We start from the raw sequence: 22,184 nt of genomic DNA, 5'->3' as shown, positions 1-22,184 counted from the left end.
CTGGGCGTGTTTGGCGCTAAGCCAGTAACCCTTCCACATACTCCACGAACGCCCGCGCTTTCGCACTCGCCATGCGTCCGGTGGGGAACACCGCCCATAGGGCCCTGGGCGGCAACTTCCAGTCGGTCAGCACGGTCTTGACCTCGCCACTGGCCAGCTCCGGGGCGAACATCCAGGTGGATGACAGGGTCAGTCCCATATGGCTGAGCACGCCTGCGCGGACACCTTCGGCTGCGGTGACGCGCAGGCGACCGTGGGCGACGATGGGGTGGTGCGTGTCGCCTTGGGTGAAGCTCCAGTGCGAGCCTTCGCCACGGGTGTAGATGATCGCCTGGTGTTGCAGCAAATCCGCCGGGGTGGCGGGTTCGCCGAAGCGTTCGAAGTAGGTCGGGGTAGCGAGGATCACGCAAGGCGATTCACCGATCTTGCGCGCGGTGAGGCTGGAGTCATTCAGGTTGCCCATGCGCAGGCCAACGTCGATACCGTCTTCCACCAGGTTGAGGTTCCGGTCATCCAGCACTACCTCGATGTTCACATTCGGGTACTGCTCCAGGAACGGTCCCAGGCGAGGAATGATATGCATGCGGGCGAAGGTCACCGCCGCGCTGATACGCAGGTTGCCTGACAGCCCGGCACCAGCGCCACGGGCGGCCTCGTCTGCCTCGTTGGCCTCATCGATGGCACGCCTGGCTTTATCAAAAAATGCCAGGCCCGCTTCGGTCGGCGTCAGGCCCCGGGTCGAGCGCAACAGCAACCGCACTGCCAGGCGCGCTTCCAACTGCGCGATGCTTTTGGAGACGGCGGGTTGGCCGATACCCAAGCGCTTGGCGGCCGCCGAGAACGAGCCGGTTTCGACAACGTGGACGAAGGTTTCCATGGCGCTAAGGCGGTCCATCGGTTGTCCTTGGGTTAGCGGGTGAGGGCGTCGAGCATCGCTGACGGTTCTGGGCGTTGAGTGTAATCCGGGTTGACCTCGGCGTAACGGATCACGCTGTCCTGGCCGATCACATAGCGGGCGGGCATGGGCAGGGTCCAGGCCGGGTCATCGTTGATCAACGGCAGGTTGTTGCCCAGTGCCTTGTACAATTGGACCAGGTAATCCGGCAGTTCAAAGCGCAAGCCAAACGCATCGGCGACGTCGCTGTGGGTGTCGCTGAGGATCGGGAATTGCAGGCCGGTAAGGCGTGTGGACTTGCGACTGTTGGCGGCGGTCTGCGGTGACAGTGCCAGCAGGTGGGCGCCGGCGGCTTCAATCGCAGGCAGAAAGGCTTGCAGCGCCTGCAGTTCCAGATTGCAGTACGGGCACCATGCGCCTCGGTAGAAGGTCAGCACCAGTGGGCCTTTTGCCAACAACTCGGCCGAGGAAACCAGCGTGCCGTCGGCGTCCTTGAGGCTGAACAGCGGCGCCTTGTCGCTCAGCTTCAGCGCACGTTGCGCCGCGCCGGAAGCAATCAGCTCGGCAGTGGCGCGTTCCATGATCGGATGAATATGCGCCGGGGCGTTGTAAGGCGGCTTGCCGGCCTTGAAGTCGGCGCGCAAGGCATCGAGCGTGGCTTGAAGTGTCATGGTGGTATTCCCTCGGGTGATCAGCCGGGCTGGCTGGAGGGGATGATGGGCGCGCCGGTGAGGGGCTGGAAGCGGGGTGGGGGGCATAGGATTTATGCGTGGTTGGAATGGGCACAACCGAGAAGGTCAATGTGCCCTTGCCCGGTTATGTCATCCAGCGCAGCGACCGGTAGGTGCGCGAGCACAAGGTCAAGCGCCGCTCCTCATTTCTGGCGGACGCGGCGTTGCAGACGTGGGTGCGTTCCTGAGCCGAACCCTGTGGGAGCTAGGCTATGACTGCGGCACCCCGGCGCGATGCGCTCAAGAACCGCAGCAGTGCCAGCAATGGGAAGGCACTGCCCACCAGCATCACCCCCAGCCAGCCACCGTGTTCATACACGCTGCTGGCAATCGCCGAACCGAAGGCGCCGCCGATGAAGATGCTGGTCATGTACAGCGCGTTCAGGCGGCTGCGGCTGTTGGCGTCGAGGGCGTAGATGGCACGCTGGCCCAACACCATGTTCATCTGTACGCAGAAGTCGAGGACCACGCCTGTCACGGCCAGGCCGATCACGCTGTACAGCGGGTGCACGAAGGCTGGCAGGAAGCTCAGCGCGGCGAACAGCATCGCCAGCAGTGAAGCGCGGTGGGTGTGGCCGGCATCGGCCAGGCGCCCGGCGATAGGCGCGGCGATGGCTCCCAGTGCGCCGACCAGGGCGAACAGCGCGATTTCGCTCTGGCTCAGGCCGTGGTTGCGCGCCAGTTCCAGCGGCGCGGCGGTCCAGAACAGGCTGAAGGTGGCGAACATGCAGCCTTGGTAGAACGCTCGTTGGCGCAAGACCGGTTGCTTGCGCAGCAAGGTGCCCAGTGAGCCCAGCAGTTGGCCATAGCTGGCGGAGTGATCCGGCTGACGCTTGGGAATGGTCAGCATCAATACCACGCTGATAAACGCCATCAACGCCGCCGCCGCCATGAACATCGCGCGCCAGCCGAAGTGGTCCGCCACCACGCTGGACACCGGCCGCGCCAGCAGGATGCCCAGCAACAGGCCGCCCATGATGCTGCCGACCACGCGGCCACGGGACTCGGCGGGCGCCAGGTGCGCGGCCAGCGGAATCAGGATCTGCACCGACACCGAGCTGAAGCCGATCAGCAACGACACCAGCAGGAACAGGTTCGGCTGCTCGGTAAACGCTGCACCCAGCAGGCTGGCGATAGCGAGTACGGTGGTGGCAATCATCAGCTTGCGGTTTTCCAGCAGGTCGCCCAGAGGCACCAGGAAAAACAGGCCCAGGGCGTAGCCGATTTGCGTCAACGAGACGATCAGGCTTGCCATCGCTGGCGTCAGGCCAATGTCCGGCGCGATCAGCTCGATGATCGGTTGCGCATAGTAGATGTTGGCAACGATGGCGCCGCAGCAAAACGCAAACAGCATCACCATGCTCCGGGTCATGGTGCTTGTAGCGTGGGAAGTAGCGTTCATGGTGTTCTCATAAAAGCGAAGGAAAGTGGGGCGAGCCTAAAGACAACACCGTAGCCCGGGTAGGCCGCTGGCAGTGATAACACTCATGCCCGGTAATGATGAGTGAATCGTTAACTTTCTGCGCGAGGGGTGATGATACATTCAGACACAACTGCCGAAACAGGAAATTGATCGTCATGAAAATCACGTTGAACAAGATGCTCCTGGCTTCCACCCTTGCCGCCGCCATGGCGGTGGGCCTGGCCCAGGCTGCCGACGCCCCGCGCGTGGGCGTACGCGGCGCTATCACGGCGATGGAGGGCGATGCGATGCACGTCAAGGTCAACAGTGGCGAAGACGTCATCGTGCACCTGAACCCGGACACCCAGGTACGCGCGGTCACCCTCGCCAAGATCGACGAGATCAAGCCGGGCAGCTACATCGGCTCCGCCGCCATGCCCAACGCCGACGGCAGCCTGACGGCGCTTGAAGTGCACGTGTTCCCTCCGGCCATGGCCGGCACGGGCGACGGGCATCGCGCGTTTGACTTGAAAGAAGGCAGCAGCATGACCAACGGCACCGTCGGCGACCTGGTGGTCAGCAACGGGCGCACGTTGACGGTGAAATACAAAGGTGGCGAACAGAAGATCGTGGTGCCGGAGGACGTGCCGATCGTCAACCTGGAGCCGGGCGATCGCAGCTTGCTCAAGCCGGGGGTGAAGGTGGTGATGTTTGCGGCGAAGGGGGCGGACGGGACGATTACCGCGCAGGCGATCTCGGCCGGGAAGGATGGCGTGACCCCTCCGATGTAGTCGCCGGACAAAAAAATGTGGGAGCTGGCTTGCCTGCTCCCACACTGACCGCGTTTGTTCCCTTACTGACCGGAATAGATCTGGTCGAAAACACCGCCATCGTTGAAGTGCGTCTTCTGCACCGTGCGCCAGTCACCAAAGGTCTTCTCTACCGAGAGGAAGTCGACTTTCGGGAAGCGGTCGGTGTATTTGGCCAGCACGTTCGGGTCACGTGGACGCAGGTAGTTGTTGGCGGCGATTTCCTGGCCTTGCGGCGACCACAGGTACTTCAGGTAGTCTTCGGCAGCCACGCGGGTACCTTTCTTCTCGACCACTTTGTCGACCACCGACACCGGCGGCTCGGCTTCCGCGGACACGCTTGGGTAGATCACCTCGAACTGATCACGGCCGAACTCACGGGCGATCATCTCTGCTTCGTTCTCGAAGGTCACCAGCACGTCGCCGATCTGGTTGGTCATGAAGGTCGTGGTGGCGGCGCGGCCACCGGTATCGAGCACCGGTGCTTGCTTGAACAGCTTGCCGACAAAGGTCTTGGCCTTTTCTTCATCACCGCCGTTCTTCAGCACATAACCCCAGGCCGACAAGTAGGTGTAGCGGCCGTTACCCGAGGTTTTCGGGTTGGGCACGATCACCTGCACGCCATCCTTGAGCAGGTCCGGCCAGTCCTTCAGCGCTTTCGGGTTGCCTTTGCGCACGATAAACACAGTGGCGGAGGTGAACGGCGCGCTGTTGTTCGGCAGACGGGTGACCCAGTTGTCCGGCACCAGTTTGCCGTTGTCGACCAGGGCGTTGATGTCTGTGGCCATGTTCATGGTAATCACGTCAGCCGGCAGGCCATCGATCACCGAGCGTGCTTGCTTGCTGGAGCCGCCGAAGGACATCTGCAAGGTCAGCTTGTCGTTCGGGTGCTCGGCTTCCCAATGTTTCTGGAAGGCGGCGTTATAGTCCTTGTAGAAGTCGCGCATCACGTCGTAGGAGACGTTGAGCAGTGTGACGGGGGCCGCCTGGACGGCGCCCGCCAGAGCAAGGCCGGCGGCCAGGAGAGAGGCGCTAACGAATTTTTTCACTGCTCATTCCTTGTTGTTCGAGAGGGTTGTCGATTGAGTGAGGGCATTTTGCCAGCGACTATAGCTGGCAGCGCATAGACGTTTAAAGATTAAAACGCACTTTGCTTATTCCATTTTCTTGAACAGTGCATTGCCGCAGCGCGAACAGAAGGCCGCGTTCGGCTCATGGCTGTCTTTCTTGCACACCGGGCAGTCGGCTTGCAGTTGTTCACCGCGCATCGCACTGGCCAGTTCGGCGGTGAAAATACCGGTGGGTACGGCGATGATCGAGTAACCCGTGATCATCACCAACGACGAAATCACCTGGCCCAGCGGCGTCTTGGGCACGATGTCGCCAAAGCCCACGGTGGTCAGGGTCACGATAGCCCAGTAGATGCCCTTGGGGATGCTGGTAAAGCCATGCTCGGGGCCTTCGATCACGTACATCAAGGTGCCGAACACCGTCACCAGGGTGCACACGCTGACCAGGAACACCACGATTTTCTGCTTGCTGCCGCGCAGCGCCGCCATCAGGTAGTTGGCCTGCTTGAGGTACGGGCTGAGCTTGAGCACCCGGAAAATTCGCAACATCCGGATGATGCGGATGATCAGCAGGTACTGGGCGTCGCTGTAGTACAGGGCGAGGATGCCGGGCACGATGGCGAGCAAATCCACCAACCCATAAAAACTGAAGGCATAGCGCAATGGCTTGGGCGAGCAATACAGGCGCAGGCCGTACTCGATCAAGAAGATCAGCGTGAAGCCCCACTCGATATAGGCCAGCACATCGGCGTAGTTCTGGTGTATCTGGTCGATGCTGTCGAGCATCACGATCACCAGGCTGGCGAGGATGATCAGCAGCAGGATGCCGTCGAAGCGCCGCCCGGCGACCGTATCGCTTTGAAAAACCATGACGTAGAGCCGCTGGCGCCAGTCGTTGTTGCTGTCCATAAATCCCGCCTGAATCGAATATCGAGCAAGCCTAGGGGGATTCGAAGGGCCTGTCCATGCGGGGTTTGCGCAGCACGCGAGCACCTGCGCGCACCAGCCAGCAGGCGAGGATGAACGGCGCGGTCAACGCTGGCAGATGCAGGGCGGCAAAGCCCGGCGTGAGGGTGACCGCCAGCAGGATGCCGAGCAGCGGCAGCCAGGGTTGCCGGCGCACCTGGCTCAGGGCCAGTGCGGCCAAGGCCGGGTTATAGCTGTGCAGGCCAAGCAGGGCGCCAGCGGGTTCCTCCAGCCACAGCGCAATCAATACGCCGGCACTGGCGCCGATCAAGGCCCATACGGCGGCGCGGCGGTTGGCCAGCCACAGGCCCAGCGCAATCAGGGCACCGGCTAACGGCTGGTCCAGCAGCATGATTTGCGCCAGGCCAGTGAACGGGGCGGTGAGCATGGCCACGGTATCGGGTTCGCTCAGGCTAAAGGTGCTTTCAGGCACCGTGCCTATCAGCAACCAACCGAGGAACACAAACGGCGCGGTATACGCTGGCAAGTCATCGGGCTGGCTGGCGTGCTTCAACCATTGCCGCGTCAGGATCGCGCTCAAGCCGCCGCACGCCAGGATCAGCGGCGGCAGCAAGGCCGACCAGGCGAAATGCTGGCTGATCAACACGCCCAGCAGCACGCCGTTGTAGCTGTACAGGCCGGCTTGGCGCTCGGCTTTCGGGTAACCCCGGCGCTGGGCCGTGAGCAAGCCCGCCACGCCACCGAGCAGCGCACCGCCGAGCAAGGTCGGCGCGCCTACCAGGATGGCCAGCAGGCACAGCAGGCCACACAGTGGCTGGCGTTGCAGGAAGATCTGGCTGAAGCCATTGAGCAAGGCTTCGGCCCAGTCGGGGCAGGTTGGGTTGTGCATGTGGGGTCATTCAGTCAGACCGAGTTGCCCTTATCGCAGGCAAGCCAGCTCCCACAGTTGACCGAATTTTCATGTCGAACATCGATCAAATGTGGGAGCGGGCTTGCCCGCGATGAGGCCCTTACAGACGCTAAATCAACGTCTCGATACGCAGTGAGTTCGTAGACCCCGGCTGCCCGAACGGCACCCCCGCGGTAATCACCAAGGTATCCCCGCGCTCCGCCATGCCCTGCGCCTGCGCAATCTCCAGCGCCGTGGAACACACCTCGTCCACCTGGCGCAGGCGGTCATTGACCACCGAATGCACCCCCCACGCCACACTCAAGCGCCGCGCCGTGGACAGGTTCGGCGTGAGGTTGAGGATCGGCGCCACCGGCCGTTCCCGCGCCGCGCGCAGGCTGGAGCTGCCGGACTCGCTGTAGTTGACCAGCACCGCCACCGGCAGAATGCTGCTGATGCGGCGGATCGCGCAGCTGATGGCGTCCGACACCGTGGCATCCGCCTTGGGCCGACTGACATCCAACTGGGCCTGGTAGTCCGGACCGTTTTCCACCTGGCGGATGATTTTGCTCATCATCTGCACGGCTTCCAGGGGGTATTCGCCGGACGCGGTTTCCGCCGACAGCATCACCGCGTCCGCGCCTTCGGCCACGGCATTGGCGACGTCCGTCACCTCGGCACGGGTTGGCGCCGGGGAGAAGCGCATCGACTCCAGCATCTGCGTGGCCACCACCACCGGTTTACCCAACTGGCGGCAGGCGCTGATGATGTCCTTCTGGATCTGCGGCACGCTCTCGGCCGGCACTTCCACGCCCAGGTCGCCCCTGGCCACCATGATCGCGTCGCTCAGTTCGGCGATTTCCTGCAGGCGCTGCACGGCCGAGGGCTTTTCGATCTTGGCCATCAGGAAGGCCTTGTCGCCGATCAGCTCGCGGGCTTCGCGGATGTCTTCCGGACGCTGCACGAACGACAGCGCCACCCAGTCCACGCCCAGTTCCAGGCCAAAGCTCAGGTCGCGCCGGTCCTTGGCGGTCAGTGGGCTCAGTTCCAGCAGGGCTTGGGGGACGTTGACGCCTTTGCGGTCAGACAGTTCGCCGCCATTGAGCACCGTGGTGTCGATGGCATCAGCGTGTTTGGTGATGACCCGCAGCCGCAGTTTGCCATCGTCCAGCAGCAGGTCCATGCCGGGTTCCAGTGCTTTGAGGATTTCCGGGTGGGGCAGGTTGACCCGGCGCTGGTCGCCGGGAGTCGGGTCCAGGTCCAGGCGCAGGGCCTGGCCGCGTACCAGTTGCACCTTGCCCTCGGCAAAACGCCCGACCCGCAGCTTCGGCCCTTGCAGGTCCATGAGGATGCCCAGCGGGTAATTCAACTGGCGCTCCACCTGGCGAATCCATTGGTAGCGCTGGGCGTGGTCGGCGTGGTCGCCATGGCTGAAATTGAGCCGGAAGATATTCACCCCGGCTTCCACCAGTTCGCGGATGTCGTCGATACCGTGGGTGGCCGGGCCCAGGGTGGCGAGGATTTTGACCTTCTTGTCAGGCGTCATGTTTGGCAGTCTCAAGGATCAGGATGGCGCGGAAGTCGTTGACGTTGGTGCGCGTCGGCTCGGTGACGATCAACCCGTCGAGGGCGGCGAAGTAGCCGTAGCCGTTGTTGTTATCCAACTCGTCGCTGGCTGATAGGCCGAGGGCTTCGGCGCGGCGGTAGCTGCACGGGGTCATGAGGGCGCCGGCGTTGTCTTCCGAACCGTCGATGCCATCGGTGTCACCGGCCAGGGCATAGACGCCGGGCAGGCCCTTGAGGCTGTCGGTGAGGCTCAGCAGGAATTCCGCATTGCGCCCGCCACGGCCATTGCCGCGCACGGTCACGGTGGTTTCGCCACCGGAGAGGATCACGCAGGGTGCCGCCAATGGCTGGCCATGCTGCACGATCTGCCGGGCGATGCCGGCGTGCACCTTGGCCACGTCCCGCGCTTCGCCTTCGAGGTCGCCGAGGATCAACGGGCTGAACCCGGCCTGGCGTACTTTGACCGCCACCGCTTCGAGGGATTGCTGCGGGCGGGCGATCAATTGGAAGTGGCTGCGGGCAAGCACCGGGTCGCCGGGCTTGACGGTTTCCGAGGCCGGGTTCTGCAACCAGCTGCGCACTGAAGCGGGGGCCTCGATGTTGTAGCGCTTGAGGATCGCCAGCGCCTGTTGCGAGGTGCTCGGGTCGCCGACGGTGGGGCCGGAGGCGATCACCGTGGCCTGGTCGCCCGGCACATCGGAAATCGCATAGGTGTACACCGTGGCCGGCCAGGCCGCTTTAGCCAGGCGGCCGCCCTTGATGGCGGAGAGGTGCTTGCGCACGCAATTCATCTCGCCAATGGTGGCGCCGGACTTGAGCAGGGCTTTGTTGATGGCCTGTTTGTCGGCCAGGGTGATGCCTTCGGCGGGCAGCGCCAGCAGGGCCGAGCCGCCGCCGGACAGCAGGAAGATCACACGGTCGTCTTCGCTGAGGTTGCTGATCAATGCCAGCACGCGCTGGGCCACCGCCAGGCCGGCGGCGTCGGGCACGGGGTGGGCGGCTTCGACCACTTCGATTTTCTGGCACGGCGCGCCGTGACCGTAGCGGGTCACCACCAGGCCGGTGACGTCGCCCTGCCAGCAGTTCTCCACGACCAGGGCCATGGCCGCAGCGGCCTTGCCGGCGCCGATCACGATCACACGGCCGCTGCGGTCGGCGGGCAGGTAGGGTTCGAGGACTTGCCGAGGGTGGGCGGCGTCGATGGCTGTGGCAAACAGCTCGCGAAGCAGGTGTTGCGGATCGACCGACATAAGCGGGCTCCCGGGGGGATTCTTGTTATTAGGGGTGAGGCTTGGAATGGAGATCAAAGGTGGGAGCTGGCTTGCCTGCGATAGCCGTGTGTCAGGCAGCAGATCTCTAGATGAAAGACCGCTATCGCAGGCAAGCCAGCTCCCACACTGGGTTGCCTTTCAAGTGAGGCTTACTTATCGCGAATCGAAAAATTCGCCATATGCTCCAGCCCCTTGATCAGCGCCGAATGGTCCCAGTTGCCGCCACCTAGTGCGGTGCATGTGCTGAACACCTGCTGGGTGCCGGCGGTGTTCGGCAGGTTGATCCCCAGCTCCTTGGCGCCGGCCAGGGCCAGGTTGAGGTCCTTCTGGTGCAGGTTGATACGGAAGCCCGGATCAAAGGTGCCCTTGATCATGCGCTCGCCATGCACTTCGAGGATTTTCGACGAAGCGAACCCACCCATCAGCGCTTCACGCACCTTGGCCGGGTCGGCGCCGTTCTTGGAGGCGAACAGCAGCGCTTCGGCCACTGCCTGGATGTTCAGCGCGACGATGATCTGGTTGGCGACCTTGGCGGTCTGGCCATCACCATTGCCGCCCACCAGGGTGATGTTCTTGCCCATGGCCTGGAACAGCGGCAGCGCGCGTTCAAAGGTGTGCGGCTCACCACCGATCATGATGCTCAGGGTGCCGGCCTTGGCGCCGACCTCACCACCGGACACGGGGGCATCCAGGTACTGCGCGCCGGTCTCGTTGATCTTCGCCGCGAACGTCTTGGTGGCGGTGGGGGAGATCGAGCTCATGTCGATCACCACCTTGTTCGGTGACAGGCCAGCAGCTACGCCGTCTTTGCGGAACAGCACGTCATCGACCTGCGGGGTGTCGGGCACCATCACGATGATGAACTCGGCTTCCTGCGCCACTTGCTGCGGGTTGGCCAGGGCAACGGCACCGGCGTCGATCAGTGCTTGCGGGGCCTTGCCGTGGTGCTCGGAGAGGAACAGTTGGTGACCTGCTTTCTGCAGGTTCGCGGCCATGGGTTGGCCCATGATGCCAGTGCCGATGAATCCGATTTTAGCCATGATCAATTCCTCTTTTTATTCGATGGGCAGACCTGACTTGGTCTGCCAAACACAGGAGGTCTAAATGTGGGAGCGGGCTTGCTCGCGAAGGTCTTTCATTCAACATAGGCGTCGACTGATACACCGCTTTTCGCGAGCAAGCCCGCTCCCACATGGGGATTGTGTTGTTTCAGTTAGAGGGCGTTATGGGTTTTGAGCCAGCCCAGACCCGCTTCGGTGGTGGTCAACGGCTTGTACTCGCAGCCGACCCACCCCTGGTAACCGATGCGGTCCAGGTGTTCGAACAGGAAGCGGTAGTTGATCTCGCCGGTGCCCGGCTCGTTACGGCCCGGGTTATCCGCCAGTTGGATGTGGTTGATCTCGCCCAGGTGCGCGGCCATGGTGCGGGCCAGGTCGCCCTCCATGATTTGCATGTGATAGATGTCGTATTGCAGGAACAGATTGTCACTGCCCACCTGTTCGCGAATCGACAGGGCTTGCGCCGTGTTATTGAGGTAGAAGCCTGGAATGTCGCGGGTATTGATCGCTTCCATCACCAACTTGATGCCCGCCGCCTGCAGCTTGTCGGCGGCGTACTTGAGGTTGGCGACGAACGTTTTTTCCAGGGTCTCGTCATCGACACCTTGGGGGCGAATCCCTGCCAGGCAGTTGATCTGGGTGTTGCCCAGCACGTGTGCATAGGCGATCGCGAGCTTGACCCCGGCACGGAATTCCTCGACCCGGTCCGGGTGACACGCCAGGCCGCGTTCGCCCTTGGCCCAGTCACCGGCCGGCAGGTTGAACAGCACCTGGGTCAGGCCATGGGCGTCAAGTTGTGCCTTGATTTCGGCAGAGCTGAATTCATACGGGAACAAGTACTCGACCCCTTCGAAGCCAGCATCGGCGGCCGCTTTGAAGCGTGCAAGGAAGTCCTGTTCGGTAAACAGCATGGACAGGTTGGCGGCGAAGCGCGGCATAGGGTTCTCCTTAATCGAGCAGGGAAATGGCAGTCGGCGCATCGTTGCCGACCAGTGCCAGATCTTCGAATTCATTGACGGCGTTGATCTCGGTGCCCATGGAAATGTTGGTCACGCGTTCCAGAATAATCTCAACGATCACCGGAACCTTGAATTCTTCGATCATTTCCTCGGCACGGCGCAGTGCTGGCGCGATCTGGCTTGGCTCGAACACGCGCAGGGCCTTGCAACCCAGGCCTTCGGCGACGGCGACGTGGTCCACACCATAGCCGTTGAGTTCCGGGGCGTTGAGGTTGTCGAAGGACAACTGCACGCAGTAATCCATTTCAAACCCGCGCTGGGCCTGGCGGATCAGACCCAGGTAGGAGTTGTTTACCACCACGTGGATGTACGGCAGCTTGAACTGCGCGCCCACGGCCAACTCTTCGATCATGAACTGGAAGTCATAGTCGCCCGACAGTGCGACCACCTTGCGGCTCGGGTCGGCCTTGACCACGCCGAGGGCGGCGGGGATGGTCCAGCCCAGTGGGCCGGCCTGGCCGCAGTTGATCCAGTGGCGCGGCTTGTACACATGCAGGAATTGCGCACCGGCGATCTGCGACAGGCCGATGGTGCTGACGTAGCAGGTGTCTTTGCCGAACACCTGGTTCATTTCTTCGTAAACGCGCTGTGGCTTGACCGGCACATTGTCGAAGTGGGTCTTGCGGTGCAGCGTAGCCTTGCGTTGCTGGCAGTCGTTGAGCCAGGCACTGCGGTCCTTGAGCTTGCCGGCGGCTTTCCACTCGCGGGCCACTTCGATAAACATGGTCAGTGCGGAACCGGCGTCGGAAACGATGCCCAGGTCCGGCGTGAAGACGCGGCCAATCTGCGTCGGCTCGATGTCGACGTGGATGAACTTACGGCCCTCGGTATAGACCTCGACTGAACCGGTGTGACGGTTGGCCCAGCGGTTACCGATGCCCAGCACCACGTCCGACTTGAGCAGCGTCGCGTTGCCATAGCGGTGGGAGGTTTGCAGGCCGACCATGCCCACCATCTGTGGGTGATCGTCCGGAATGGTGCCCCAGCCCATCAGGGTCGGGATCACCGGGATGCCGGTGAGTTCGGCGAATTCAACCAGCAGCTCGCTGGCGTCGGCATTGATCACGCCGCCACCGCTCACCAACAGCGGGCGTTCGGCCTGGTCCAGCAGGGCCAGGGCTTTCTCCACCTGCACGCGGGTTGCCAATGGCTTGGCCAGGGGCAATGGCTGATAGGCGTCGATGTCGAATTCGATCTCGGCCATCTGCACGTCAAATGGCAGGTCGATCAGTACCGGGCCGGGGCGGCCGGAGCGCATTTCGTAAAAGGCTTTCTGGAAGGCATACGGCACTTGGCCGGGTTCCAGGACGGTGGTTGCCCACTTGGTCACCGGCTTGACGATGCTGGTGATGTCCACGGCCTGGAAGTCTTCCTTGTGCATACGGGCGCGGGGTGCCTGGCCGGTAATGCACAGGATCGGGATCGAGTCGGCCGAGGCGCTGTACAGGCCGGTGACCATGTCGGTACCCGCCGGGCCCGAAGTGCCGATGCACACGCCGATATTGCCCGCCTTGGTGCGGGTGTAACCCTCGGCCATATGGGAGGCGCCTTCAACGTGGCGAGCAAGGACGTGATCGATGCCACCCACCTTCTGCAAGGCCGAGTACAGCGGGTTGATCGCGGCGCCTGGGATACCGAAGGCGGTGTCCACGCCTTCACGGCGCATCACCAGGACGGCGGCTTCGATTGCTCTCATTTTGCTCATGGTTTTGGTGCCTCTTGCGTTTTGTAATTGTATACAAGTGGTGTCTGGTCAAAGTGTATTCACGGCGGGCGGCACAGGTCAATGCATTTTATAAACTGGCCTTTGCGTTCGTCGGAACCGCTTTTTTCGACGTATGGAGCCTTTGTGCGAAAATATTGTATACAAAAATAAAAGTCATTGTGTTCTATTTGTTTGATCGAGCATCTGATCATCCAGACCTCCACCGCATTCCCAATAACAAAAGAAGGACGGCACCATGAGCGCTTTAACCTTGAAACTCGCCACCCAACTGGCCAGCCAGGCCCTCACCGCAGGGCGCACCATTTCGGCGGCGCCGCTGACCATTGCGGTGCTCGACAGCGGCGGTCACCTGATCACCCTGCAACGCGAAGACGGCGCCAGCCTGCTGCGTCCGCAGATCGCCATTGGCAAGGCCTGGGGCGCGATTGCCTTGGGCAAGGGCTCACGCCTGCTGGCGCTGGACGCGCAGCAACGCCCGGCGTTTATCGCTGCGCTGAATAGCCTGGGGCAGGGCAGTGTGGTGCCGGCACCGGGTGGGGTGTTGATTCGGAGTCAGGAGGGGGCTGTGCTGGGGGCGATCGGGATCAGCGGGGACACGTCGGATATTGATGAGCAGTGCGCGATCACGGCGATCGAGGGGGTGGGGTTGATGGCGGATGCGGGGGTGTCAGCCTGATTTTTTGCTGATTGGTCTGGCCCCTTCGCGAGCAAGCCCGCTCCCACAATGTGATCGTGTTTGCAGATCAAAATGTGGGAGCGGGCTTGCTCGCGAAGGAGGCAACTCAGTTTCGACCCTACAGCCAAACTGCATCCCACAACGGATAGTCGCCAATCCGACTTACCAGTCCAGCCCGCAATGGATTGGCCACCACATACCTGGCCATTTTAACCAGGTCATCTTCCTTGCGCAGCGCACGGTCATGAAAGCTGGTTTGCCAAAGCCTACCTTTGCGCCCTGTAGCGCCGTTCACGCTTCGAGTGCTTTTGGACTTCACTTGGCATATCAAGTCGCCCAGTGATCCTTTTTGCAATTGGACCAACCAGTGGAAATGGTCTGGCATCACCACCCATGCCAGGGAGTTTGCCAGCCCCTGGTGCTGAGCAAGCCTGAATTGCCAAACCACCAGGCGACCCAAATGAAAGTCACTGAATATCGGCACGCGTTCGTGAGTATTGGTGGTGATCAGATAGATGCGATTGGGTTCGCTGACTCGCCCGATACGCAGGCGATGTGAGGTGGCTAGATCAGGCATTCCTTAGCCTATTTTCAGGTAGTGTCCTGAAAGGCTAGGTCTAGGGGGTAGATGCTGATCGGCTGGCTCTTGGCAGGATGTGTCCGGGAGGGCACTTTCGCGAGCAAGCCCGCTCCCACATTGGTTTCGCGGTGTTCATACAGGCTGTGCCTGCGCGGATCAAGTGTGGGAACTGGCTTGCCTGCGATAACCGCACCACGTCCCTCAGTCCGGCTCACACCCCTTGAGCACCAACCGAATGATCGTCTGCGCCGCGGCCTCGTAGTCCGCTTCATCCAACTTGGCCTTGCCGGTCACCGCCGAGATCTGCCAGTCGAAGTCCGCATACGTCTGCGTGGCCGCCCAGATGCTGAACATCAAGTGATTGGGGTCGATCGTCGCGATCAGTCCGCGGTCTACCCAGTCCTGGATACACGCGATGTTGTGCTTGGCCTGGGCGTTAAGCTGCTCGACCTGATCAGCGCTCAAGTGCGGGGCGCCGTGCATGATTTCGCTGGCGAAGACCTTGGAGGCAAACGGCAGGTCGCGGGAGATGCGGATTTTCGAGCGGATGTAGTTGCTCAGTACTTCCTTGGGCGCGCCTTGCGGGTTGAATGGCGTGGATGCGGCCAGGATCGGCTCGATAATGCTCTCGAGCACCTCACGGTAGAGGTTGTCCTTGGATTTGAAGTAGTAGTAGACGTTGGGCTTGGGCAGCCCGGCCTTGGCGGCGATGTCGCTGGTTTTGGTCGCGGCGAAGCCCTTGTCGGCAAACTCCTCGCTGGCCGCCCGCAGGATCTTTTCTTTGTTGCGCTCGCGAATGGTGCTCATAAACCAGGGGTTTCCTTGCCAGTACAGGCGGTTGCGCATGGTAGCACCGGCCATCCGCGAGCCTCAACAATGTGCCCGCAAAGCTTTGCGCCGCGCTATGCTCCGCCCATCTCTCTCTAATGGAAGCCCGATTCATGGCAGGAAGCAGCTTGTTGGTGTTGATCGACGATATCGCCGCAGTACTCGATGACGTAGCGCTGATGACAAAAATGGCGGCGAAGAAGACCGCTGGCGTGCTCGGTGATGACCTGGCGCTCAATGCCCAACAGGTCTCTGGCGTTCGCGCGGAGCGGGAAATTCCTGTGGTGTGGGCGGTGGCGAAGGGTTCGTTCGTCAACAAACTGATCCTGGTGCCGGCCGCCTTGCTGATCAGCGCCTTTGCGCCATGGGCGGTGACCCCTTTGCTGATGCTCGGCGGCGCGTACTTGTGTTTCGAAGGTTTCGAGAAGCTCGCGCATAAATTCCTCCACAGCAAGGCCGAGGACCACGCTGAACACGCGCAGTTGGTCGAGGCCGTGGCCAACCCGGCAACCGACCTGGTGGCCTTTGAGAAGAACAAGATCAAAGGCGCCATCCGCACCGACTTCATCCTTTCCGCCGAAATCATCGCGATCACCCTCGGCACCGTGGCCGACGCGCCGTTGATGCAGCAAGTGATCGTGCTGTCCGGCATTGCCATCGTCATGACCATCGGTGTCTACGGGCTGGTGGCTGGCATCGTCAAGCTGGATGACCTGGGCCTGTGGCTGACCCAGAAGCCTGGCCAGGCGGCGCGTAGTATCGGCGGCGCCATCCTGCGTGCGGCGCCCTACATGATGAAGAGCCTGTCGGTGATCGGGACGGCGGCGATGTTCCTGGTGGGCGGTGGGATCCTCACCCATGGCGTGCCGGTGGTGCATCACTGGATCGAGACGGTCAGTCAGGGCGCGGGCGGGGTGGCGTGGCTGGTGCCGACGTTACTGAATGGGGTGGCGGGGATTATTGCCGGTGCAGTGGTGTTGGCGGTGGTCAGCGTGGCCGGCAAAGCGTGGAAAGCGCTGAAGGCCTGACACGGGCGGCAAAAAAAGGCCATTCAATCGAATGGCCTTTTTTGTGGGCGTTTACTCCGCAATCTGCAACTTGCGCGATTCGGTGTAGATGTAACGCACCTTCTCATACTCGAACGGCGAGTTCATCTGACCATAACGGAAGCTGGTCTGATAACGCTTGTCTACTGCACGCAGCGCCCAGATTTCCGGGTGGTTGGAGCTGACTTCGGAGACGTTGAGGTAGTTGATCTGGGTTTCGGCGGCGTAGTCGACGATCAGGCCGGTGGTGTCGCGCAGGTTCGATGGGCCGAAGATCGGCAGCACCAGGTACGCGCCGCCAGGCACGCCGTAGAAACCCAGGGTCTGGCCGAAGTCTTCACTCTGGCGCGGCAGGCCCATGGCGGTAGCAGGGTCCCACAGGCCGGCGATGCCGATGGTGGTATTGACCAGCAGGCGGCCGGTGGTTTCCAGGGAGCGGTGGCCCTTGAGCTGCAGCAGGCTGTTCAACAGGTTGGGCACGTCGCCCAGGTTGTTGAAGAAGTTGCTCACACCAGTACGCAGGAAGCTGGGCGTGACGTAGCGGTAGCCATCGACCACCGGCAGGAACACCCATTGGTCGAACCGGTAGTTGAAGTGGTACACGCGACGGTTCCACGATTCCAGCGGGTCATACACGTTGAGTGCGGTGAGCGACGAGCGCTCGAATTCGCGCTGGTCCAGGCCCGGGTTGAACTTGAGCTTGGTCAGCGGCTCCTTGAAACCGTCGGCGTCGACGTTGACCGGCTCATGGGCCTTGCTGTTGTCGGCATTGGCCACGCCTGCGCACATCAAGGCGGCAAGCAGCAGAAGATATTTAGCCACGGAAGAACTCCAGCATGGCGTCGGCGTTGACGCGGTAATTGAGGTTGCCGCAGTGGCCGCCCAGCGGGTAGACGGTCAAGCGATCGCCGAAGGTTTTACGCAGGAAACCGAGGTCGCCAGGGCCGAGGATCACGTCGTCGGCGTTGTGCATGACGGCAATCTTCGGGTTGGTATGCAGGTAGTCCTTGAGGGCGTACAGGCTGACCTGGTCGACCAGTTGCAACAGGCTGCCGCCGTCGGAGCGGGCGCGCCACATAGGGATCACTTGTTCAGTGAGGTAGCAGTCGAAGTCACATTGCAGCGCACGCTTGAGGAACGGCGTGAGACTGGTGCTTTCGGTGATCGGGTATTTCGGCGGGATGATCAGGCCACGGCGGTTGATCAGGTCCGAGGTAAAGGCGATGTCGGCCGCCGAGAAGCGGAACGAGGTGCCGATCAGCATGGCCATCTGTTCGTTGGTCAGGTGCTGTTTGGAGTTCTGGAAGTCGTAGAGCAGGGCGTCATTCAGGTCGATGTAGCCCTTTTGCTGGAAGTAACGGGTCAGCTTGTTCAGCACCAGCTCATAGAAGGTGGTGGTGTTGTTGATGCCTTTGACCTCGGTCTGTACCAGCTTGTCGAGGTTGGTGATCGATGTGTAGAGGTTGACCGGCGGGTTCAGCAGCAGCACTTTCTTGAAGTTGAAGCTGCGGCGGGTCTCGTCGAGCTTGCTGACAAATGCCGCATCCAGGGCGCCGAGGCTGTAGCCGGTGAGGTAAAAGTCGGTCACCGGCAGCGAAGCGTTTTGCGCACGCACGGCCTGCATCACGCGATACATGTCTTCGGCGTCTTCCTGGGTGATCCCCGGAGTGGCGAAGCGCGAGGCGGCGCTGATGAAGTCGAAGCTGGTGGGCGATGACAACTGCACCACGTGGTAGCCGGCCTGGTAATACAGTTTCTTCAGGTATTCGTTGATGCTGCTGTCGAACCGTGCGCCAGTGCCCGCGATCAGGAAGATCAGCGGCGCGGCGCGGTCCTGCTTGGCGATACGGTAGGTGAGTTTCTTCACCGCCCAGAAGTTGTCCGGCAGGCTGAACTCACGCTCGGGGCGCATGTTCAGGGTGTAGTCGGACTGGTTGATCTCGTCGTCGCTTGGCAACTTGGGCCGAAGGTCGGGCGGGGTAGTGGCGATGGTCGCTTCGAACGGGTTGGTCAAAGGGTAGCCATAGCTGGCCTGGTCGATGTCGACGGCCAGTGCTGACGCACTCAAAAAAAGGCTGCCGAGTAAGGCAGCACAGCGCAAGGAACGGAGCATGACTTAATCCCTAGGAGGAAACGTGCTTAATGAAGTTCGCAGGCTATGACCACCGCGTCTTCGCCGAAGTGCCATCACTCAGCACTAAATGTCGGAAAAAAACGTCGGAATCGGGGTAATAGTAGCGAGACGATACACTTTGCCACGCCTTGATGAACACTAATTGTGTGTATGCGCCTTGCTAACGGCCGCCGGGGCATTAAGCTGAGCGCCGTTTTTGCCTTTCGGAGTACCCCATGTCCCGTCGTTTGCCGCTGATTTTGCTGCTTATTGCCCTGCCGTTATGGTTGGCCGCCAGTTATGGCGCACGCTACGGCTTTATGGAGGACGGCCAATGGGTCGGCATCTGCGCGGACGAGGCCAGCCGCTGGGAATGCCAGCTGCGTTCGAACCTGGGGTTGATGATCCACTTCAAGGTGCTGGGGTGGGCGGCGCTGATCACGTCGGTGCTGGCGTTTTTTGTGCCGGGTCGCGCGGGCTGGGGGTTGGCAGTGCTGGGGATGGTATTCGGGCTGCCGGCGCTGGCGTTGTACAACACCACGTTTGCGGTGTTCGCAGTGGTGATTGCGGGGTTGCGGTTGGTGCGTAAACCCAGGGCTGTCTGATGGCGCGTTATCGCAGGCAAGCCAGCGTCCACCTTTAATCGTGTGAACCCGAGCAAAGGTGGGGGCTGGCTTGCCGGCGATAGCGGTATTAAGCCCGACGCACCCGCAGGCAACGCCACAACGCGATCACCATGAGCAGGCTAACCACCGCCCAGCCCCATGCCTGCTGGTTCAGCACCCCTTCACGGTAAAGCTGCGGCGCAATGCCGGCACCGATGATGAAGGTCAGCAGCGCAATCTCCCGGCGTGGTCCGGTCACTGGACGCACCAGGTACACCAGGGCCGGCAGCACCAGCGCCGCGCTCGGAAAACTGCGATAGCGTGGGTCGAACACCAGCGCCAGCATCATCACGGCTCCCGCAAACCCGGCAATTGCCACCAGCCAGCCTGAACGCTGCTCCAGCCAGTCGAATGCGCGTCCACGCCAACCTTCCCGCGAGCTCAGGGCCAATGCTGCGTGCGCCAGTACCAGCAGATTCAGCACCACCAGCAGGCCTGCCCATGCCCATTCATCATTAAAGCGCGCGGTCACGCGGGTCAGCTCGGCCCAGGTGCCGAGCGAGCAAGCCGCGACGGCACCCAGCAGCGGCAGGGCCAGGGCGGCGCGCACGCTGCGTACACGACCACCCAGCGCCAAGGTGCCCAGCAGGATGAGCCCGCCAATGCCCAGCCACAGCGGCCAGTACGGCACATTGGTGACCGGCCCGGCGAGGATGGCCTTGTCCTGGCGGTCTGCATCAAACAGGCCCCAGTAACCCCCCACGGCGCCTTCACTTGCACGCTTCCACGGCTGGTCAAAGGCTTCGATCAGGTTGTAGCGCCAGCCATTCGCCTCGGCCATGGCCACGAAACCACGCATGAACTTGGCCTCGTTGACCCGGCTCGGCACTGCGGTTTCACGCTGGCGGCCTTCGCTGGGCCAGCCGGTTTCACCGATCAATATGTCCTTGGGCGCAAACTTGTTACCGAAGGTCTGGCGCACATCGCCCACATGCTTGAGGGCCTGGTCGATGCCGGACGGGTCATCTTCCCAGTACGGCAACAGGTGGATGGTGATGAAGTCCACCGCTGGAGCGATTTCCGGGTGATGCAGCCAGAACTCCCACACGTCCGCATACGTCACCGGCTGCTTGATCTGGCGTTTAACCGTTTGGATCAGCGCCACGAGCTGATGGGCGGTGACTTCCTTGCGCAGCAGGGCCTCGTTGCCGACGATCACCGAGGTCACGACATCGGGGTTGGCATTGGCCGAGGCGATCAGTTGGTCGATTTCCTTGGCGGTTGCCACTGGGTCGCTGCTGACCCAGGCGCCGGCCATCACCTTCAGCCCATGTTTGCGCGCTATTTCCGGCAAGGCTTCCAGGCCGACCATGGTGTAGGTGCGGATGCACTCGAAGCGGGTCGCCAGCAGGGCGAGGTCGGCGTCCATGCGTTCCGGACGCAGGGTGAGCGGCTGGTCAAACGGCGATTGGTCTTTATCGAAAGGCGTGTAGGACGCGCACTGCATCTTGTGCGTGGCGCTGGCGACATCGGGCAGCACCACGGGCCGGCCGAGGCCATACCAGTAACCGATCAGGGCCAGCAGGCCGAGGATCAAGGCAAATACATAGGACAGGGCAGGGAAGCGGGCAGTCGCGGGCATGGTCGGCTTATCTGGAGGAGCAAAGGCGCGCATCTTACCCGGATTTGGCCCGTCCCAGTGGGGCTGCATAATTTTGACATGCAAAGTTCGGGCGGGATTTCGAGGGTAAGTCCTACAAAGTGTCCTGCTGGCGATGTGATGTCGTTCCTTGCTTGTAGGATGTCGCTGACAGAGAAGGTCGAATGGCCTGGCAGGTTGATGATCGAAGTGTCAGTACTCCGCTGACGGCGCACTACCGTGATCGATGCGCGTGAAGGGGGCGCGGTGCACCACATAACAACAGGTTGACGTCGCTCGGCATCCGTCGGGCGCAGCACTTTCGGGGAAGTACTATGAAGATGCGACGACTCTTGGGCGCAGCTGCCACTCTGGTAGTTGCGATGAGCTCCACACTGGCCAGCGCCGACAGCAAAACCCTGAGCATCGGCTACGTGGATGGCTGGTCCGACAGCGTTGCCACCACCCACGTGGCGGCAGAGGTGATCAAGGCCAAGCTCGGTTATGACGTCAAACTGCAAGCGGTCGCCACCGGGATCATGTGGCAGGGCGTAGCCACCGGCAAGCTCGATGCCATGCTCTCTGCGTGGCTGCCGGTTACCCACGGTGAGTACTGGGCCAAGAACAAGGACAAGGTGGTCGACTACGGCCCCAACTTCAAGGATGCGAAGATCGGCCTGATCGTGCCGGAGTACGTCAAGGCCAAGTCCATCGAAGACCTCAAGACCGACACCACCTTCAAGAACAAGATCGTCGGCATCGACGCCGGTTCAGGCGTGATGCTCAAGACCGACGAAGCCATCAAGGCCTATGGCCTGGATTACAAGCTGCAAGCCAGCTCGGGTGCGGCGATGATCGCCGAGTTGACCCGTGCCGAAGACAAGCAGGAATCCATTGCGGTCACCGGTTGGGTGCCACACTGGATGTTCGCCAAGTGGAAACTGCGTTTCCTGGACGATCCAAAAGGGATTTATGGTGCTGCTGAAACCGTCAACAGCATCGGCAGCAAGGGCCTGGAGAAGAAAGCGCCGGAAGTTGCGGCCTTCCTGAAGAAATTCCAGTGGGCCTCCAAGGATGAAATCGGCGAAGTCATGCTCGCCATTCAAGAGGGCGCCAAGCCTGACGCGGCGGCCAAGGACTGGGTTGCCAAGCACCCCGAGCGTGTGGCCGAGTGGGTCGGTAAATAACCGTTGACCCTCTAGAAGTTACACCGCAGCCCTAACGTGGGAGCGGGCTTGCTCGCGAATGCAATGTGTCAGTCGGCCTGTGTATTGGCTGATACACCGCATTCGCGAGCATGCTCGCTCCCCTTTTTTTTGGCTGCATTCAGGCGA

At 61.7% G+C, this 22,184-nt stretch carries 21 protein-coding genes and 1 pseudogene; 6 read left to right on the top strand and 16 right to left on the bottom strand.

Annotated elements, in window-relative coordinates; all coding sequences use genetic code 11:
• Positions 1-16: 16 nt before the first annotated feature.
• A complete protein-coding gene (locus tag CQ002_RS17765) occupies positions 17-895 on the bottom strand; it encodes a LysR family transcriptional regulator (RefSeq protein ID WP_034102887.1) in 879 nt (292 codons plus the stop codon).
• Between the two features lie 14 nt (positions 896-909).
• Positions 910-1,566, bottom strand: a complete 657-nt coding sequence (locus CQ002_RS17760) for a peroxiredoxin-like family protein (protein WP_105161886.1) — start codon at positions 1,564-1,566, stop codon at positions 910-912.
• Positions 1,567-1,673: 107 nt separating this feature from the next.
• Here CQ002_RS17760 and CQ002_RS28595 point away from each other — a divergent pair.
• Positions 1,674-1,814 (top strand): annotated as a pseudogene (locus tag CQ002_RS28595) (type II toxin-antitoxin system HicB family antitoxin); the annotation flags it as partial.
• A 17-nt stretch (positions 1,815-1,831) separates the two neighbouring features.
• On the opposite strand, the gene CQ002_RS17750 reads toward CQ002_RS28595, so the two are convergent.
• Positions 1,832-3,028, bottom strand: coding sequence for an MFS transporter (locus tag CQ002_RS17750; RefSeq protein WP_080758234.1), 1,197 nt, complete (start codon positions 3,026-3,028; stop codon positions 1,832-1,834).
• A gap of 176 nt (positions 3,029-3,204) precedes the next feature.
• Between CQ002_RS17750 and CQ002_RS17745 the strand changes: the two genes are divergently transcribed.
• Positions 3,205-3,819 carry a DUF5666 domain-containing protein gene (locus CQ002_RS17745; protein ID WP_098466129.1) on the top strand — a complete coding sequence of 205 codons (615 nt, stop codon included), beginning with the start codon at positions 3,205-3,207 and terminating at the stop codon, positions 3,817-3,819.
• Positions 3,820-3,881: 62 nt separating this feature from the next.
• On the opposite strand, the gene CQ002_RS17740 is transcribed toward CQ002_RS17745, so the two are convergent.
• The 8 genes from CQ002_RS17740 to gcl all read right to left on the bottom strand — a co-directional run bounded on the left by CQ002_RS17740 (position 3,882) and on the right by gcl (position 13,342).
• Positions 3,882-4,886, bottom strand: a complete 1,005-nt coding sequence (locus tag CQ002_RS17740) for a sulfate ABC transporter substrate-binding protein (RefSeq protein ID WP_034102895.1) — start codon at positions 4,884-4,886, stop codon at positions 3,882-3,884.
• 105 nt (positions 4,887-4,991) lie between these two features.
• Positions 4,992-5,816, bottom strand: a complete 825-nt coding sequence (locus tag CQ002_RS17735) for an ion transporter (protein WP_105161887.1) — start codon at positions 5,814-5,816, stop codon at positions 4,992-4,994.
• Positions 5,817-5,847: 31 nt separating this feature from the next.
• Positions 5,848-6,723, bottom strand: coding sequence for an urea transporter (locus tag CQ002_RS17730; RefSeq protein ID WP_034102900.1), 876 nt, complete (start codon positions 6,721-6,723; stop codon positions 5,848-5,850).
• A 130-nt stretch (positions 6,724-6,853) separates the two neighbouring features.
• Complete coding sequence (pyk, locus tag CQ002_RS17725) at positions 6,854-8,269, bottom strand: pyruvate kinase (RefSeq protein ID WP_034102902.1); 1,416 nt, start codon at positions 8,267-8,269, stop codon at positions 6,854-6,856.
• Entirely contained in the window at positions 8,259-9,539 is a 1,281-nt protein-coding gene (locus tag CQ002_RS17720; RefSeq protein WP_098466131.1) for a glycerate kinase, read from the bottom strand. Before CQ002_RS17720 ends, pyk begins: the two co-directional genes overlap by 11 nt.
• A 170-nt stretch (positions 9,540-9,709) precedes the next feature.
• On the bottom strand, positions 9,710-10,600 hold the full coding sequence (locus tag CQ002_RS17715) for a 2-hydroxy-3-oxopropionate reductase (RefSeq protein ID WP_105161888.1): 891 nt from the start codon (positions 10,598-10,600) through the stop codon (positions 9,710-9,712).
• Between the two features lie 173 nt (positions 10,601-10,773).
• Entirely contained in the window at positions 10,774-11,556 is a 783-nt protein-coding gene (hyi, locus tag CQ002_RS17710) for a hydroxypyruvate isomerase (RefSeq protein ID WP_034102909.1), read from the bottom strand.
• A 10-nt stretch (positions 11,557-11,566) separates the two neighbouring features.
• A complete protein-coding gene (gene gcl, locus CQ002_RS17705) occupies positions 11,567-13,342 on the bottom strand; it encodes a glyoxylate carboligase (protein WP_034102911.1) in 1,776 nt (591 codons plus the stop codon).
• 256 nt (positions 13,343-13,598) lie between these two features.
• Here gcl and CQ002_RS17700 point away from each other — a divergent pair, with 256 nt between their 5' ends.
• Positions 13,599-14,039 (top strand): heme-binding protein, encoded by a 441-nt coding sequence (locus tag CQ002_RS17700; protein WP_034102912.1) that lies wholly within the window; start codon positions 13,599-13,601, stop codon positions 14,037-14,039.
• Positions 14,040-14,157: 118 nt separating this feature from the next.
• Here the strand turns inward: CQ002_RS17700 and CQ002_RS17695 are convergent, their stop codons facing one another.
• Positions 14,158-14,616 carry a transposase gene (locus CQ002_RS17695; protein ID WP_105161889.1) on the bottom strand — a complete coding sequence of 153 codons (459 nt, stop codon included), beginning with the start codon at positions 14,614-14,616 and terminating at the stop codon, positions 14,158-14,160.
• A 204-nt stretch (positions 14,617-14,820) separates the two neighbouring features.
• Entirely contained in the window at positions 14,821-15,426 is a 606-nt protein-coding gene (locus tag CQ002_RS17690) for a TetR/AcrR family transcriptional regulator (protein ID WP_034103005.1), read from the bottom strand.
• Between the two features lie 134 nt (positions 15,427-15,560).
• On the opposite strand from CQ002_RS17690, the gene CQ002_RS17685 reads away from it, so the two are divergent.
• Positions 15,561-16,475, top strand: coding sequence for a DUF808 domain-containing protein (locus CQ002_RS17685; protein ID WP_105161890.1), 915 nt, complete (start codon positions 15,561-15,563; stop codon positions 16,473-16,475).
• A gap of 51 nt (positions 16,476-16,526) precedes the next feature.
• Here the strand turns inward: CQ002_RS17685 and CQ002_RS17680 are convergent, their stop codons facing one another.
• Together CQ002_RS17680 and CQ002_RS17675 are read right to left on the bottom strand one after the other, a co-directional pair.
• The gene (locus tag CQ002_RS17680; RefSeq protein ID WP_034102918.1) at positions 16,527-17,315 is read right to left on the bottom strand and encodes a VacJ family lipoprotein; all 789 of its coding nucleotides are present in this window, start codon (positions 17,313-17,315) and stop codon (positions 16,527-16,529) included.
• Complete coding sequence (locus CQ002_RS17675) at positions 17,308-18,606, bottom strand: serine/threonine protein kinase (RefSeq protein WP_034102920.1); 1,299 nt, start codon at positions 18,604-18,606, stop codon at positions 17,308-17,310. The genes CQ002_RS17680 and CQ002_RS17675 overlap by 8 nt, the downstream gene beginning before the upstream one ends.
• Positions 18,607-18,842: 236 nt before the next feature.
• On the opposite strand from CQ002_RS17675, the gene CQ002_RS17670 reads away from it, so the two are divergent.
• Entirely contained in the window at positions 18,843-19,211 is a 369-nt protein-coding gene (locus CQ002_RS17670; protein WP_034102922.1) for a hypothetical protein, read from the top strand.
• 88 nt (positions 19,212-19,299) lie between these two features.
• Here CQ002_RS17670 and CQ002_RS17665 read toward each other — a convergent pair whose 3' ends face one another.
• Positions 19,300-20,853, bottom strand: a complete 1,554-nt coding sequence (locus CQ002_RS17665; RefSeq protein WP_105161891.1) for a glycosyl hydrolase family 17 protein — start codon at positions 20,851-20,853, stop codon at positions 19,300-19,302.
• A 332-nt stretch (positions 20,854-21,185) separates the two neighbouring features.
• Here CQ002_RS17665 and CQ002_RS17660 point away from each other — a divergent pair, with 332 nt between their 5' ends.
• Positions 21,186-22,037: a glycine betaine ABC transporter substrate-binding protein gene (locus tag CQ002_RS17660; RefSeq protein ID WP_069022581.1), complete on the top strand. Its 852-nt coding sequence runs from the start codon at positions 21,186-21,188 to the stop codon at positions 22,035-22,037.
• Positions 22,038-22,184: the final 147 nt, after the last annotated feature.

The organism is Pseudomonas sp. MYb13, from assembly GCF_002980075.1.
Classification (GTDB): Bacteria; Pseudomonadota; Gammaproteobacteria; order Pseudomonadales; family Pseudomonadaceae; genus Aquipseudomonas; species Aquipseudomonas lurida.
This window is presented reverse-complemented; position numbering and strand designations above follow the sequence as displayed.

What these genes read in the sequence shown, in the direction of transcription:
- CQ002_RS17765 (WP_034102887.1), bottom strand. Translation starts at nt 895, where the DNA reads ATGGACCGCCTTAGCGCCATGGAAACCTTCGTCCACGTTGTCGAAACC.
- CQ002_RS17760 (WP_105161886.1), bottom strand. Translation starts at nt 1,566, where the DNA reads ATGACACTTCAAGCCACGCTCGATGCCTTGCGCGCCGACTTCAAGGCC.
- CQ002_RS17750 (WP_080758234.1), bottom strand. Translation starts at nt 3,028, where the DNA reads ATGAACGCTACTTCCCACGCTACAAGCACCATGACCCGGAGCATGGTG.
- CQ002_RS17745 (WP_098466129.1), top strand. Translation starts at nt 3,205, where the DNA reads ATGAAAATCACGTTGAACAAGATGCTCCTGGCTTCCACCCTTGCCGCC.
- CQ002_RS17735 (WP_105161887.1), bottom strand. Translation starts at nt 5,816, where the DNA reads ATGGACAGCAACAACGACTGGCGCCAGCGGCTCTACGTCATGGTTTTT.
- CQ002_RS17730 (WP_034102900.1), bottom strand. Translation starts at nt 6,723, where the DNA reads ATGCACAACCCAACCTGCCCCGACTGGGCCGAAGCCTTGCTCAATGGC.
- pyk (WP_034102902.1), bottom strand. Translation starts at nt 8,269, where the DNA reads ATGACGCCTGACAAGAAGGTCAAAATCCTCGCCACCCTGGGCCCGGCC.
- CQ002_RS17720 (WP_098466131.1), bottom strand. Translation starts at nt 9,539, where the DNA reads ATGTCGGTCGATCCGCAACACCTGCTTCGCGAGCTGTTTGCCACAGCC.
- CQ002_RS17715 (WP_105161888.1), bottom strand. Translation starts at nt 10,600, where the DNA reads ATGGCTAAAATCGGATTCATCGGCACTGGCATCATGGGCCAACCCATG.
- hyi (WP_034102909.1), bottom strand. Translation starts at nt 11,556, where the DNA reads ATGCCGCGCTTCGCCGCCAACCTGTCCATGCTGTTTACCGAACAGGAC.
- gcl (WP_034102911.1), bottom strand. Translation starts at nt 13,342, where the DNA reads ATGAGCAAAATGAGAGCAATCGAAGCCGCCGTCCTGGTGATGCGCCGT.
- CQ002_RS17700 (WP_034102912.1), top strand. Translation starts at nt 13,599, where the DNA reads ATGAGCGCTTTAACCTTGAAACTCGCCACCCAACTGGCCAGCCAGGCC.
- CQ002_RS17695 (WP_105161889.1), bottom strand. Translation starts at nt 14,616, where the DNA reads ATGCCTGATCTAGCCACCTCACATCGCCTGCGTATCGGGCGAGTCAGC.
- CQ002_RS17690 (WP_034103005.1), bottom strand. Translation starts at nt 15,426, where the DNA reads ATGAGCACCATTCGCGAGCGCAACAAAGAAAAGATCCTGCGGGCGGCC.
- CQ002_RS17685 (WP_105161890.1), top strand. Translation starts at nt 15,561, where the DNA reads ATGGCAGGAAGCAGCTTGTTGGTGTTGATCGACGATATCGCCGCAGTA.
- CQ002_RS17675 (WP_034102920.1), bottom strand. Translation starts at nt 18,606, where the DNA reads ATGCTCCGTTCCTTGCGCTGTGCTGCCTTACTCGGCAGCCTTTTTTTG.
- CQ002_RS17670 (WP_034102922.1), top strand. Translation starts at nt 18,843, where the DNA reads ATGTCCCGTCGTTTGCCGCTGATTTTGCTGCTTATTGCCCTGCCGTTA.
- CQ002_RS17665 (WP_105161891.1), bottom strand. Translation starts at nt 20,853, where the DNA reads ATGCCCGCGACTGCCCGCTTCCCTGCCCTGTCCTATGTATTTGCCTTG.
- CQ002_RS17660 (WP_069022581.1), top strand. Translation starts at nt 21,186, where the DNA reads ATGAAGATGCGACGACTCTTGGGCGCAGCTGCCACTCTGGTAGTTGCG.